Raw genomic sequence first — 13,326 nt, 5'->3', positions numbered from 1 at the left:
AGAAGGGCACTCACCTTGCGTGGCAGGGTCAGGGTGCGATAATACTTATTTTGATCAGGCTTGTTTTTGACAGGCAGCTTACAGGCAGAGCCGATGAATCCTAATTATCTCGATTTTGAACAGCCGATTGCCGAACTTCAGGCAAAAATTGAGGAGCTGCGGTTAGTCAGCTCCGATAGCCAAGTCAACCTTTCCGACGAGATTGCTCGGCTGGAAGAGAAGAGCCGCAAGCTGACGGAATCGATCTTCAAGGATTTGACTCCCTGGCAGGTTTCTCAGCTATCACGGCACCCCCAGCGGCCCTACACGCTGGACTACCTCGAACACATTTTTACCGACTTTGACGAGTTGCACGGTGATCGCAACTTCGCCGATGATGCCGCGCTGGTGGGTGGCATTGCGCGGTTAAACGATGCGCCGGTGATGGTGATTGGCCATCAAAAAGGCCGCGATGTAAAAGAGAAAGTGCGCCGCAACTTTGGTATGCCGCGCCCAGAAGGCTATCGCAAAGCGTGCCGCCTGATGGAAATGGCTGAGCGCTTTAAAATGCCCATCGTGACGTTTATTGACACGCCGGGCGCTTACCCCGGTATCGACGCGGAAGAGCGCGGTCAGTCAGAGGCCATCGCCTATAACCTCGCCGTCATGTCGCGGCTGAAAACGCCGATTATCTCCACCGTGGTGGGCGAAGGTGGCTCCGGCGGTGCATTGGCGATTGGGGTATGCGACGAGCTGCAAATGCTGCAGTACTCCACCTACTCGGTGATTTCACCGGAGGGCTGCGCATCGATTTTATGGAAAAGCGCTGAAAAAGCCTCCGATGCCGCTCAGGCCATGGGCATTACCGCCGAGCGACTGAAAGAGCTGGGCTTTGTCGATTCGCTGATCAAAGAGCCGCTCGGTGGCTCCCACCGCCACCCGCTAACCACCGCTGAACGGGTCAAAGAGGCTTTGACCGCCAGCTTGGAGCGTCTGCAGGCGATGGACACCGACGCACTGTTGGAACGTCGCTATCAACGTCTGATGAGCTATGGCGCCCCAGCCGCTTAATACGCTTCAAAACTTGCTCAATGACGCCCTGGCGGAAATCCCGCCGGGGCGCTCTATTTGGGTGGCACTCTCGGGTGGTTTGGACTCCTGTCTGCTGCTCGCGTTAGCCGCACAGGCCTGCGAACAAGCAGGTAGCCCTTTGCGGGCCATCCACATTAACCACGGCCTACAGGCGGCAGCGCAGGCGTTTGAAGCGCACTGCCGAGATATGTGTGTGCGTTTGAACGTGCCGCTATCAGTGGTCAATGTGGCGGTAGATACGCAAGGCGAAGGCATCGAAGGCGCCGCGCGAAATGCCCGCTATGAGGCTTTTTTTGCGACCATTCCCACGGGGGATACGCTCTGGCTGGCCCAGCACCAAGACGACCAGGCGGAAACCTTCCTGCTTGCCGCCCTGCGCGGCAGCGGGGTGCGTGGGCTAGCGAGCATGCCCTATCGACGCGACGCTCAGGGTATTACCCTGATGCGCCCCTGGCTAACGGTGCGCCGGCCAGCGCTAGAGGAAACCGCGCATTCACTCGCCGTGACCTGGTGTGAAGATCCAACCAATAGCGATATAAGCCTTGACCGCAATCGCCTGCGTCACCGGGTGCTGCCTGCGATGCGCGAGCGCTGGCCTGAGGCAGATCGCGTGCTAGCGAACAGCGCTGCCCATGCTGGCGAAGCAGATGTGTTGCTGCGCGAATACGCTCATGAAGAGCTGCAACGTTTACTGGTCGATGGTCATTACATCGATGCTGTCGCGTTAGGCGAGTGTTCCCACCCCCGTCAGCGGCTGCTGGTGCGCACGTTTTGCCAACAGCTAGGCCTGCCAACACCGCCCCAGAAGCGTTTAGAGAGCCTGCTGAATCAATTGAATGCCAAGGCGGATGCCGAGGTGTGCGTTGAGTGGCCGGGCGCCCAGGCGCGCCTATGGCGTCAGCGGCTCTATTTGATGGTGCCGTATGAGCCGCTACCGGCTTGGGAGTCTAGCTGGGATGGACAAACGCCGCTGGAGACGCCCATCGGGCCGCTAGGTTGGCAAGTGGTATTACCTCAGCCGCACTCCCCATTAGTAAGGGTGACCTGGCGTCAGGGCGGCGAGGTTATTCAACTGCCCAAGCGAGGAAGGCGCGATCTCAAGCGGTTGCTACAAGAGGCGGATATGCCGCCCTGGGAGCGAGAACGGCTGGTGGTTATCATGCAGGGTGAGGCGTGTATCGGGGTGATTTGCCCCCCTGCTCAGCTGCTATGGCAGGCAGAGGGCGTTCGCTTTACCCGTCTGACTTTGCCTGCTTAACGATTAGCTTAAAACCGGCGGCTTCCATAAACGCCTGCTCCTGCTCCAGGTCGGTACTCAGTAGGGTGGGTTCATCGCTGGCAGGCAGCGTGATCGTCAAGCTATCGCTGTCAGCGCTTATTTCCGGTAGCGAGGGCGCGCTTTCCGGGCGGGAATGGTTGAGCAAAACGGCTAAACGCAGCAGCCGGGCGAGCTTCTGGGTAGTCTCTTGTTGCGCTTCCGGCAGGGCCTGCCACTCCTTGAGTGGAAATTTACGCCGGTGTGCGCGCACTAAAAACGCCAGCTGGCGCTGTTCAGGGCGTGAAAAACCCGCTAGATCCGAGTGCTCCAGCAGATAGGCGCCGTGACGGTGGAACTGACTGTGGGAGATCGCCAAACCGATTTCGTGCACGTGGCTGGCCCACTGTAAATAGCGGCCTTGATCAAGGTTTAGCGACCAGGCATGGCGTACCTGATTAAACAAACGCTCGGCGGTATCGGCGACATTGAGCCCTTGGCGGGTATCAACGTCGTAGGTGCGCTTCAGTGATTCCAAGCTTTTCGAGCGCGAATCCTCCGCGCTGTTGCGCCCGGCCATGTCGTAAAGTACGCCTTCACGCAGAGCGCCGTCGGCGAAGCGCATTTGGGTTAAATCAAACGCTTCAAAAATCGCTCCGAGAATGGCAACGCCCGCAGGGAAGACTTTGGCGCGATCGGCTTTGAGGCCATCCAGCTCGACTTTATCCAATTGTTTGCACTTTAGCAGGCGCTCGCGCAGTTTCTTCAAGCCGCCACGTGTGATAACCCCCTCATTGTGCGTATCGCCATAAGCATGCAGCACGCTGGCGGCGGCCTTGATCGTGCCGCTTGAGCCAACCGGGTCATCCCAGCCTAAACGCTGGTAAGGGCGCTGAATGTTGGCCAGCTCCGAAAGGGCGGCTAGCTCGGCGCGGCGCATGCGTTTTTCGTTTAATTCGCCGTCGGGGAAGAAGCGTCGAGAGAAAGTCACGCAGCCCATGCGTAGGCTTTCCAACGCCTTGGGTTCAAAGGCTTCGCCGATGATAAATTCGGTCGAGCCCCCGCCAATATCGACGATCAAGCGGCGGCCAGTTTCGGCCAGCGCGTGGGCGGCACCTAAATAAATCAGCCGCGCTTCTTCGCGGCCGGCAATGATTTCGATGGCGTGACCTAATTGTGCCTCGGCGCGCTCGATAAACGCTTGGCTATTATCGGCATCGCGCAGCGCGTTAGTACCGACAATGCGCAAATTGGCATCAGTAATATCGTTTAAAAACGGCGCGAAGCGGCCCAGGCAGTCCAACGCGCGCTGTATCGACTCTTCGCTGAGCAGGCCGTCATCGTCTAAGCCAGCAGCGAGCTGCACTTTTTCACCTAAGCGGGCCACCACTTGGAGGCGTTCATGTTGATAGTTGGCCACCAGTAGGTGAAAGCTGTTGGAACCCAGGTCAATAGCGGCTAGGCGCTGCGGTGCACTGTTATCTGTCTCAGCGGCAGAGCCGGGAATGGGAGGTGAAATATCCTTGTGCATAAGCTTTCCTTCGTGTTGGCTGTGCCAAGGTTGCGGCGACCTTTATCTATTGTCAATTGCCAAAGGCTTGCGTTTGTCGCGGCGCTTGACTACCATCGAACAACTGGCCTGATCTGACCTGGTTAGTTAGTGTGTTCGAAAGCACGTCGTTGTTTAGGTGAGCCATTAGTTAGATAAATCATCTTGCATACGTCGTTCAAGTACGGCACCTTGGTCGCCCCAGACGTTACTTACTGTTTATCCCGTTAGCGTCAGCCAGAATTCCAAGTCGTCAGATAGCCCACTGGTTCAGGCACTCTTCTGTGTGAACCAGATTAAGCAAGTGTTAGCACCCTCGAGTTGAGCCTTAATGATGACAAGCAAGGTGTTATCCGTTAAGTTCAACCAAGTTCCTTTCATTTTCGAGCGCGTGCCTTTAGTGGGGTCTGAACGCATCACACGGCGTCACTTTCACGCCTCCTGTCTTACTCCCGGCGCCTGGCGCCCAGCTTCCATGAGCAACTTTCTAACACACCGATGAATCTCACTGAACTCAAGCAAAAAACCGTTCCCGAGCTCCTCGATATCGCCCGTGAAATGGGTATTGATAACTTGGCCCGTTCGCGCAAGCAGGACATCATTTTCGCCATCCTCAAAAAACACGCCAAAAGTGGCGAGGATATCTACGGCGACGGTGTGCTGGAAATTCTTCAGGATGGCTTTGGCTTCCTGCGCAGCGCTGACAGCTCCTATCTCGCCGGCCCGGACGATATTTACATTTCGCCCTCGCAGATCCGCCGTTTTAATCTGCGTAAAGGCGATTCCATTTCAGGCAAAATCCGTCCGCCGAAGGAGGGTGAGCGCTATTTCGCCCTGCTGAAGGTCAGTCAAATCAACTTTGACCGCCCGGAAAATGCCAAGCACAAGATCTTGTTTGAGAACTTGACGCCGCTGTTCCCAGACGACCGTATGCGCATGGAGATCGGCAACGGCTCCACAGAAGACCTGACTGCGCGGATCATCGATCTAACCGCGCCGATCGGTAAAGGCCAACGTGGTTTGTTGGTATCGCCGCCCAAGGCGGGTAAAACGCTGATGTTGCAAAATATCGCGACCTCCATCACGCGCAACAACCCAGAGTGTCATCTGATCGTTCTGCTGATTGATGAGCGCCCTGAGGAAGTGACCGAAATGTCACGTACTGTGCGTGGCGAAGTGGTGGCATCGACCTTCGATGAGCCGCCGGCGCGTCACGTACAAGTAGCCGAAATGGTCATCGAGAAAGCCAAGCGCTTGGTTGAGCACAAGAAAGACGTGGTCATCCTGCTCGACTCCATTACTCGCTTAGCGCGTGCCTACAACACCGTGGTACCTAGCTCCGGCAAAGTACTCACTGGTGGTGTCGATGCCCACGCCCTGGAGAAGCCGAAACGCTTCTTTGGTGCGGCGCGTAACATCGAAGAGGGCGGCAGCCTGACGATTATCGCCACGGCGCTGGTCGATACCGGCTCCAAGATGGACGAAGTCATCTTCGAAGAGTTCAAGGGTACCGGCAACATGGAAGCTCACCTGGACCGCAAGCTGGCTGAGCGTCGCGTTTTCCCGGCGATCAATATTCGCCGCAGCGGCACCCGTCGTGAAGACCTGCTGGCCTCTGAGGATGAAATGCAGCGCATGTGGATTCTGCGTAAGCTGCTCAACCCCATGGAAGACACCGCCGCTACTGAATTTCTGATTGACCGTCTAAAAGATACCAAGACCAATCTTGAATTCTTTGAAGCGATGAAGCGCCGCTAACGTTGATCAAAACGGGTAGAGCGGCGCATCGCCAGTCAGGGAGCGTGCCTTGAAGTACAAAGACTTACGCGAGTTCATCGCGGCGCTTGAAGCGCAGGGTGAACTCAAGCGTATCCATATCGAAGTCGACCCTTATCTGGAAATCACTGAAATTTGTGACCGCACGCTACGTGCCGGTGGTCCGGCGTTATTGTTTGAAAACGTCAAAGGCCACGACATGCCGCTGCTCGGTAACCTGTTTGGCACCCCCAAGCGGGTGGCGCTGGGCATGGGGCAGGACTCGGTAGATGCGCTCAGAGAAGTGGGTAAGTTGCTGGCTTTTCTCAAAGAGCCTGACCCACCCAAAGGCTTGAAAGATGCCTGGGGCAAGCTGCCGATCTTCAAGCAAGTGCTCAGCATGAGCCCGAAAAACGTCAAGCATGCACCGGTGCAAGAAGTGGTGTATGAAGGTGACGAGGTTGATCTCGGCCTGCTGCCGATTCAGCATTGCTGGCCTGGCGATGCGGGGCCGCTGGTCACCTGGCCATTGGTAATTACCAAAGGACCGCTCAAGGCACGCCAGAACCTAGGCATCTACCGTCAGCAAAAAATTGCTAAGAACCGCCTGATCATGCGCTGGCTTTCTCATCGTGGTGGGGCATTGGATTTCCTGGAATTTCAGAAAGCCCATCCTGGCGAGCCCTTTCCCGTTGCGGTGGCACTCGGCGCTGACCCAGCGACGATCTTGGGTGCGGTTACTCCCGTACCGGATACGCTCTCGGAGTATGCCTTTGCCGGGCTACTGCGCGGCTCGCGCACTGAACTAGTAAAATGCGGCCACGCAGACCTTGATGTGCCCGCGTCGAGCGAAATTATCCTCGAAGGCTTTATCTACCCCGATGATATCGCCGCGGAAGGCCCCTTTGGTGATCACACCGGTTACTACAATGAGGTTGACCACTTTCCGGTATTTACTGTTACCCGAATGACCATGCGCCGCGATGCAATTTACCATTCCACGTACACGGGGCGCCCACCTGATGAGCCGGCGATTCTGGGCGTGGCGCTGAATGAAGTGTTTGTGCCCATCCTGCGCAAGCAGTTTCCCGAAATCGTTGACTTTTACTTGCCACCGGAAGGCTGTTCTTACCGGATGGCGGTGGTCACTATGAAGAAACAGTACCCTGGTCATGCCAAGCGCGTGATGATGGGGGTCTGGAGTTTCCTGCGTCAGTTTATGTATACCAAGTTTGTGATTGTGTTGGATGACGACGTGGATGCACGCAACTGGGAAGATGTCATCTGGGCGATCACCACACGGATGGACCCTGCACGGGACACCGTGATGGTCGAAAATACGCCGATTGATTATCTCGATTTCGCTTCGCCGGTCTCAGGCTTAGGCTCGAAAATGGGGTTAGACGCTACCAATAAGTGGCCGGGAGAAACCGACCGCGAATGGGGTACTCCCATTGTTATGGATGAGGCCGTTAAAGCGCGAGTAGATGAACGCTGGGAAGCATTGGGTATAGGCCTTGAATTGCCGCCCTCTCGCCACGGTAGTTGATCATGGGGCGCATCGCTGATCGAATTTGCAAAAAGAGGCTTTCATGAGTGCAAGGACGTTGACTTGCCAAGTCACCGAGGTTGAGAACTTAAACGCCGATGTGTTTGGTGTAACGCTGGCAGGGCGTGCAGAAGCCATGCAGCATGAGCCGGGGCAATATTTAGAACTTAAGTTAGACGATACAACATGGGTGCCGTTTTCAATTGCTAGCTTCGATCGTGGTGATGGTCTTATTGAACTGCATATCCAGCACTGGCCAGAGCGTGACAACTCTGCGCGGCTGCGTGAACTGCTCCAGGTAGCAAGCCAGCTTACGCTACGTTTGCCGGGTGGTGAATGCATGCTTGACCGTCAAAGCGATCGGCCGTTAATGCTAATAGCTGCAGGCACAGGCTTTTCACAGATGAAAGCGATCACTGAAGCGGTGCTCCACGAGCAGCCAGAGCGGGAAATTTCGCTATGGTGGGCAGCGCGAGAGCATCGTGATCTTTATTTGGAACAGTTGGCCAGCCACTGGGCGCAAACCCACGCTAACGTCTCGTTCAATGCAGTGACAGAGCTACCATTAGAAGAACCGTTGGCAGTGGGCGAACGGATTAGCCATCATCAGGGGCGCATTGACCACGTCTTAAAAGCTGCTGAGATTACCCCGGATACCCACGACGTTTATATTTCGGGTTCACCCGGCATGGTGTACGCCTGCCTGGACGTACTTGAAGATAAAGGTGCGAAATTGGAACGGGTGTTTTCGGATGTGTTTGCTTACGCACCGCGAGCTAACTAATATATTGCCCCTGAACTTTAATACTGCTTTGGCATAGCGCTTTGGCGCAGCAGCGTTATAAATAGCACCGTTATAAAAGGAGGCTAATATGGCCCATCACGACGAAGACTATAAAGACGAATCTGGCTTTCTATCCATTTTTCTAGGCGTGGTTGTGCTGGTTGGCATGGCAGCGTTGCCTGCCACGATTGGCTGGATACAAGCATTTGTCGGTTAAGTGTTGCCATTTGCAACGCTTGCAGGCAGGATAAATTAAAGCGCCACAGCAGCAGCCTTAGCGGACGAGACTTTCGGGCTAGCCTTTATCAGCGGAACTAACGGAATAGAGACATGCAGCGACTTATCACGCCATGCACAATGAAACCACAGCCAGATATGGCTGATGGCGTATGTGTGGATGTATGTATAGATCGGGGCCGCGCAGTCTCTTATTGGTATTGGTTTAGCCACGGTGTGCCCTTGGCCGACGCCTAATGTCGCGCCAGCAGGCACACTACTCGGTTGCCTGCCGCAAGCACAAAAGCCCCGGTCGGTAACCCCGCCGGGGCTTTTGGCGTTTTAGGGCTTATTTATCATTGTTATTTCATCAAGGAGCTACATCATGATTTATCGCGCACTGACTAACGCTTTCGCTATCGGCTTTGTGGGTTATGGCTATGGCTGGCGATTTAGCGATGCGCGATCGGTGCTAGCTGCCACCTCCGATCGTGTGTGCCTGGGTGGTCACGTAGACACACGAAGTCATACGATTACGGAGAATTAATCATGAATGCGTTCATCAGTTCCGTTGTAAGTAACCCCCTAATCAACGCTACCCACGTTACTTCGCAACTTTCGTCTACAGGCCCTTTTGAAACCACAACCAAAAGGCTGCCTACGCCAGCTGAGCTGCGTCAGCGTATTTCGCTAAATGCCCCGTTAAGTGAGCAAATTGCCCGCCAGCGCCACGCCGTGCAGCAAATTTTAAGCGGCCATGATGACCGGCTATTGGTCGTTGTAGGTCCCTGCTCTGTGCACGACCCCGACGCAGCGCTTGAGTACGCTGACCGCTTGGCCGCGCTGAGTGATGAGGTGAGTGAACAGATTTTACCCGTCATGCGTGTTTACATTGAAAAGCCGCGGACCACCGTGGGCTGGAAAGGGTTGGCCTATGACCCTGGATTGGATGGTCGCGGTGATATGCCCCGCGGTTTGACCCTCTCTCGTGAGCTGATGCTCGACGTGGCTGCGCGCGGCCTGCCGGTAGCCACCGAGCTTTTGCAACCGATGCTGGCACCCTATTTAGATGACTTACTGAGTTGGGTAGCGATCGGTGCCCGCACGACCGAGTCGCAGTTGCACCGTGAGCTTGCCAGTGATCTCGCTGCTGCGGTGGGGTTTAAAAATGCGACTAGCGGCGATGTTCAGGTTGCTATTGATGCCATGAGCGCCGCCGCTCACCCACACCAACGTTTCACGGTAGATTTTCAAGGCTGTCCGGTGGTTCAGCAAACCGTGGGTAATCCTCACACCCATGTGGTGCTGCGGGGAGGTCATGGTGAGCCCAATTACCAGGCGCAACATGTTCGGGCGGCTACCGCCGCGCTGCGTCATGCCGGGCAAAATCCTCGGCTGATGGTAGATTGCAGTCATGCCAATGCGCGTAAAGACCATCGCCGCCAGAGTGAAGTAATGCTGGATGTATTAGCTCAGCGTCAGGCGGGGGAAGCCAACTTGGTGGCACTGATGCTGGAAAGTCATCTCTTTGAAGGTAAGCAGCCCCTGAAACCCGGTGCACTACGCTACGGTGTTTCGGTCACCGATGCGTGTGTCGGCTGGGAAACCACCGAACATCTGTTAAAAACGGCCGCGGAGCGTTTAAGTTAAGCCCTCACTTACACTATTACTTGTTTGCCCTGGCCAGCCCCGTATCATAGAGCGTTTGCAGAAACAGTGAGGCTGGCCATGGTATTTACCTTAGAACATCACGACCCCGAGACCTACCGCCGCAAAGCCCGCATGATCAGTTTTGCCATGGCGGGGCAACTGATGATTTTTGGCCTTCTGTTTTCAATGCTTTTAACGTCCACTTTTGGCAGCAGCTTCTGGCTAAATGCGTTAGGGGTGCTTCTTGGCCTGCTGGCCACCAGTGCGCTGTTTGCCGTGCTACGTGAGCGCCCGTGGATGACCGAGGTGCGCTATGTCTGGCAGCTCAAACATCACTTGTCGCAAGTCAGCGGCTATCTTTCTCAACTACGCAAAGCGGTGGAAGAAAATAACCGTACAGCGCTAGATCTGCTTACTTTCTATCATCAGGGCATGGCGCAGTTGGCAGAGCTTAATGGCCGTACCACAGACGACGACTCTGAGCGGCTAGCTGAAAAGATGCAGATTAAAATCAAACGTGAAGAGCTGGGGTTGTCCCCGCAGGTACAGAGTATCGATACGAATGATCTGCAGGCATTCAAGCGCGGATAAGCCATACAGACAGCAAAAGAAATAGACATAAAGGGAGCGTGGTGTATGAAGGTATTAAAAGCATGGGGTGGAGCCGTCGTCACAGCGGGGATGATGGTCGTCATCGGAGGGTGTGCGGCGACGCCTTCCGCAGAAACGTCTGCTGCCAATCAAGCCACGCAGGATAACCGAGCCCCCTTTTTTCCATCGTCGCTTTTCCCCGGTTCTGCGCAACGCTTTGACGCTTGGCATTGTGAGCCTGCTCGGCAGCATTTGGTGACCGCTACCAACGCCAATGATCTACGTCTTTGGTCGTTGCACGGCGCATGGCGGTTGCCCCAAGCGGTAGTGGCCAGCGGCGCTCGCTATCAAGACGGCGAAATTAGCTTTTGGAACCGGGGTGAGAAGGCGCTCGTCGAGACGCCGCGAGGCCAGTTGCAATGCACATTGGCCGAGCATCGTGATGCGTTAACCCGTACTGAGCGACCCGGCGTGATGTTCTTTGGCCGCGGCAATGAGCCGGGCTGGTCAGTTACCTTGGCAAATGAGACGCCAACACTAACGATGGAACTCAACTATGGGGAAGAGGGTGTGCAACAACCCTATATGGTGAGTGTGATGGATAATGAAGCAGGGCGAGTAGTGCTTGAAAATGCCGACGTGACGCCATTTTTTCGTGTACGTATCGAAGCTGGTGCCTGCTTTGACAGCATGAGCGGCAAGCCTTTTCCTGCGCGGGTCACGCTAACCTATAATGGCGAACAGTACAGTGGCTGTGGCCAAGGTATCGCTCCCTAGTACGTTAGCTCAGCAACGATAGCCAATATGCTCAGCCCGCCAGTGTTGCTCTACAAACTCGCTGGCACACAGGGCTGAGGTATTGCCAGCGGCACGAGCGGCAAGCCGCGATAGCGTTGTCATATGAATGCTGCGTGAGCTTTGCACCTGCTCGCTCACAGCTAGCGGTACCCAGCGCTCATCCTCTCGTGTTGCTAGTGTGAAGCTAAACGGATGAAACCCTGGGAAGCCGAGTCGGATATCGGTGGCCATCAGCGTCTCTTTACCGTTTAGCCAACGCACTTCATAGCGCAGGAAAGGACCCGCAAACCACGCTAAGCGCTGTCCTTGCAGACTGGCCAGGATGGGTTCTTCTAATGCCGCGTTACGAACCAGCGACTCGAGACGCGGTTGACTGTCGCCGTCAAACACACTAATCAAGCTTTCATAATAATGATCACCATCCACAACCGTGGCGCGCCATAGCACTGTATTAAAAGGTGTTGGCTGTATCAGCAGGGGAGCATCTTCCAACCCCTGCTCCGCCAGGACAGGGGCAAGCCGCTGCTCAACCATTAACTTTGCCCCAGCTGCCATGGCTAAGTAAACACAGGTGATCGCCAATCCCCAAGTGCAGGCTTTTCTAACTCGCAGAGATACGAGGCCAACTCCCACCGCGAACAGCAAGGGAAGGGTGTAAAGGGGGTCGATAATAAAAATAATCGGCCACGCCGCAGGTACTACGTTGAGTGGCCAAAACAGTTGGGTACCGTACGTGGTCAGCGCATCAAGCAGAGGATGGGTGACCAGAATAAGCGTAAAGAAGTACCACCAGTGCGGCAGGCTAATATTTTTTGTTGGAGCAAAACGGACGCACAGAAGCGCCAGCAGGGTCGCTAATCCTGTTAGCACAAACAGCGAATGGCTAAACCCGCGATGCTCGGTGACATTGGCCACGGCATCGCCGTAATCTAATGCCACATCAAGGTCCGGTAGAGTGCCCAGCACTGCGCCAATCAGGATGGCCTTACGTCCTAGTCGCCGGCCTAGAACAGCACCGCCAATAGCTGCGCCAAGCGCGGCTTGTGTCACTGAATCCATAGGTTTCTCCGACGGGTAAACCCAGCTAAGATAAACGGTATGACTTAATTGTACAGTGTCGCGATGCTTTGTGGGCGCTGTCACGTTTTTGTAAAATATGGCTAAGAACGTTTTCTCAGGAGTCAATATGCAATATCTACATACCATGGTGCGTGTCAGTGACCTAGACGCTTCGCTGCGTTTTTATTGCGACCTGCTGGGGCTTAAAGAAATCCGCCGCAAAGACAATGAGAAAGGCCGTTTTACGCTGGTATTCCTAGCTGCGCCAGCGGACGAGACGCGTTCAGAGCGGCTGACGGCCCCCGAGCTTGAACTGACCTATAACTGGGATCCTGAAGAGTACTCGGGCGGACGTAATTTCGGCCATCTGGCTTACCGTGTGGATGATATCTACGCACTTTGCCAGCACTTTCAGGAGAATGGCGTTACGATTAATCGTCCGCCCCGCGATGGCCATATGGCGTTTGTAAAATCACCCGATGGCATTTCCGTAGAGCTGTTGCAGAAGGGCGACGCCCTGGCGCCGCAAGAGCCCTGGGCCTCCATGGAAAACAGCGGTAGCTGGTAACTATGATAGAAGGAAATATCACCATGAAAGGTTGGCGTTTACTGCCACTGCTTGCTTCGGCTGCGCTACTGTTAAGTGCTTGTAGCAGCACTTCAGGGCCAAGCACATCCCCACAAGGGCCAAGTGGCTCCTCGCTTTCGGGCGCTATTGTTGAGCAGCGCTGGAACCTGCTTTTGGTGGGCACTGATGAACGGCTCTCTATGCCGGAAACACCATTTTTCCAGATATCTCGTGATGGTAGCGTCAGCGGCCATGATGGCTGCAACCGTTTTACCGGTGGAGTAACGCTAGGCGAAAATCAGCGCATCGAGTTTAGCGAGTTGGCTACTACGCGTATGGCGTGTCCGCAAATGGGCGATGCCAAGCGCGTTACGGATATGATGGAAAACGCCTATCGTTATTTGATCGATCACGATCGGTTGGTCTTTTTTGGCCCGGATAGTCGGGTTTTGGGTGGCTGGCGCGAAGGCAATTAATCCAG

At 55.2% G+C, this 13,326-nt stretch carries 14 protein-coding genes; 12 read left to right on the top strand and 2 right to left on the bottom strand.

All coding sequences use genetic code 11. The annotated features are described in order from the left end of the window. The first annotated feature begins 93 nt into the window (after window positions 1–93). Window positions 94–1,050 (top strand): acetyl-CoA carboxylase carboxyl transferase subunit alpha, encoded by a 957-nt coding sequence (accA, locus tag ACUVOF_RS04090; protein WP_447043145.1) that lies wholly within the window; start codon window positions 94–96, stop codon window positions 1,048–1,050. After that, window positions 1,031–2,329 carry a tRNA lysidine(34) synthetase TilS gene (gene tilS / locus ACUVOF_RS04085; RefSeq protein ID WP_447043144.1) on the top strand — a complete coding sequence of 433 codons (1,299 nt, stop codon included), beginning with the start codon at window positions 1,031–1,033 and terminating at the stop codon, window positions 2,327–2,329. Before accA ends, tilS begins: the two co-directional genes overlap by 20 nt. Here tilS and ppx read toward each other — a convergent pair. Next, window positions 2,304–3,857 (bottom strand): exopolyphosphatase, encoded by a 1,554-nt coding sequence (gene ppx, locus ACUVOF_RS04080; RefSeq protein WP_447043143.1) that lies wholly within the window; start codon window positions 3,855–3,857, stop codon window positions 2,304–2,306. The genes tilS and ppx overlap by 26 nt on opposite strands. Before the next feature lie 516 nt (window positions 3,858–4,373). On the opposite strand from ppx, the gene rho reads away from it, so the two are divergent. The 8 genes from rho to ACUVOF_RS04040 all read left to right on the top strand — a co-directional run bounded on the left by rho (window position 4,374) and on the right by ACUVOF_RS04040 (window position 11,197). After that, a complete protein-coding gene (gene rho / locus ACUVOF_RS04075; protein WP_007111700.1) occupies window positions 4,374–5,633 on the top strand; it encodes a transcription termination factor Rho in 1,260 nt (419 codons plus the stop codon). A gap of 49 nt (window positions 5,634–5,682) precedes the next feature. Then, window positions 5,683–7,179, top strand: a complete 1,497-nt coding sequence (gene ubiD / locus ACUVOF_RS04070) for a 4-hydroxy-3-polyprenylbenzoate decarboxylase (protein WP_447043142.1) — start codon at window positions 5,683–5,685, stop codon at window positions 7,177–7,179. 43 nt (window positions 7,180–7,222) lie between these two features. Beyond that, window positions 7,223–7,963 carry an FAD-binding oxidoreductase gene (locus ACUVOF_RS04065; protein ID WP_447043141.1) on the top strand — a complete coding sequence of 247 codons (741 nt, stop codon included), beginning with the start codon at window positions 7,223–7,225 and terminating at the stop codon, window positions 7,961–7,963. Between the two features lie 88 nt (window positions 7,964–8,051). Then, window positions 8,052–8,180 (top strand): hypothetical protein, encoded by a 129-nt coding sequence (locus ACUVOF_RS04060; RefSeq protein ID WP_274541997.1) that lies wholly within the window; start codon window positions 8,052–8,054, stop codon window positions 8,178–8,180. A gap of 384 nt (window positions 8,181–8,564) precedes the next feature. Further along, a complete protein-coding gene (locus tag ACUVOF_RS04055) occupies window positions 8,565–8,726 on the top strand; it encodes a hypothetical protein (RefSeq protein ID WP_447043140.1) in 162 nt (53 codons plus the stop codon). Between the two features lie 2 nt (window positions 8,727–8,728). Next, window positions 8,729–9,829, top strand: coding sequence for a 3-deoxy-7-phosphoheptulonate synthase (locus ACUVOF_RS04050; protein WP_447043139.1), 1,101 nt, complete (start codon window positions 8,729–8,731; stop codon window positions 9,827–9,829). A 78-nt stretch (window positions 9,830–9,907) separates the two neighbouring features. Continuing rightward, window positions 9,908–10,420 (top strand): DUF3087 family protein, encoded by a 513-nt coding sequence (locus ACUVOF_RS04045; RefSeq protein ID WP_447043138.1) that lies wholly within the window; start codon window positions 9,908–9,910, stop codon window positions 10,418–10,420. A 45-nt stretch (window positions 10,421–10,465) separates the two neighbouring features. Continuing rightward, on the top strand, window positions 10,466–11,197 hold the full coding sequence (locus ACUVOF_RS04040) for an MliC family protein (protein ID WP_447043137.1): 732 nt from the start codon (window positions 10,466–10,468) through the stop codon (window positions 11,195–11,197). Between the two features lie 9 nt (window positions 11,198–11,206). Here the strand turns inward: ACUVOF_RS04040 and ACUVOF_RS04035 are convergent, their stop codons facing one another. Then, the gene (locus ACUVOF_RS04035; RefSeq protein WP_447043136.1) at window positions 11,207–12,277 is read right to left on the bottom strand and encodes a metal-dependent hydrolase; all 1,071 of its coding nucleotides are present in this window, start codon (window positions 12,275–12,277) and stop codon (window positions 11,207–11,209) included. Between the two features lie 127 nt (window positions 12,278–12,404). Here ACUVOF_RS04035 and gloA point away from each other — a divergent pair, with 127 nt between their 5' ends. Next, entirely contained in the window at window positions 12,405–12,845 is a 441-nt protein-coding gene (gene gloA, locus ACUVOF_RS04030) for a lactoylglutathione lyase (RefSeq protein ID WP_447043135.1), read from the top strand. Between the two features lie 23 nt (window positions 12,846–12,868). After that, the gene (locus tag ACUVOF_RS04025; protein ID WP_447043134.1) at window positions 12,869–13,321 is read left to right on the top strand and encodes an META domain-containing protein; all 453 of its coding nucleotides are present in this window, start codon (window positions 12,869–12,871) and stop codon (window positions 13,319–13,321) included. Window positions 13,322–13,326: the final 5 nt, after the last annotated feature.

This window comes from Vreelandella sp. H-I2 (assembly GCF_052959335.1).
The sequence above is the reverse complement of the archived record's forward strand: the minus strand, read 5'-3'. Positions and strand labels throughout refer to the sequence as shown.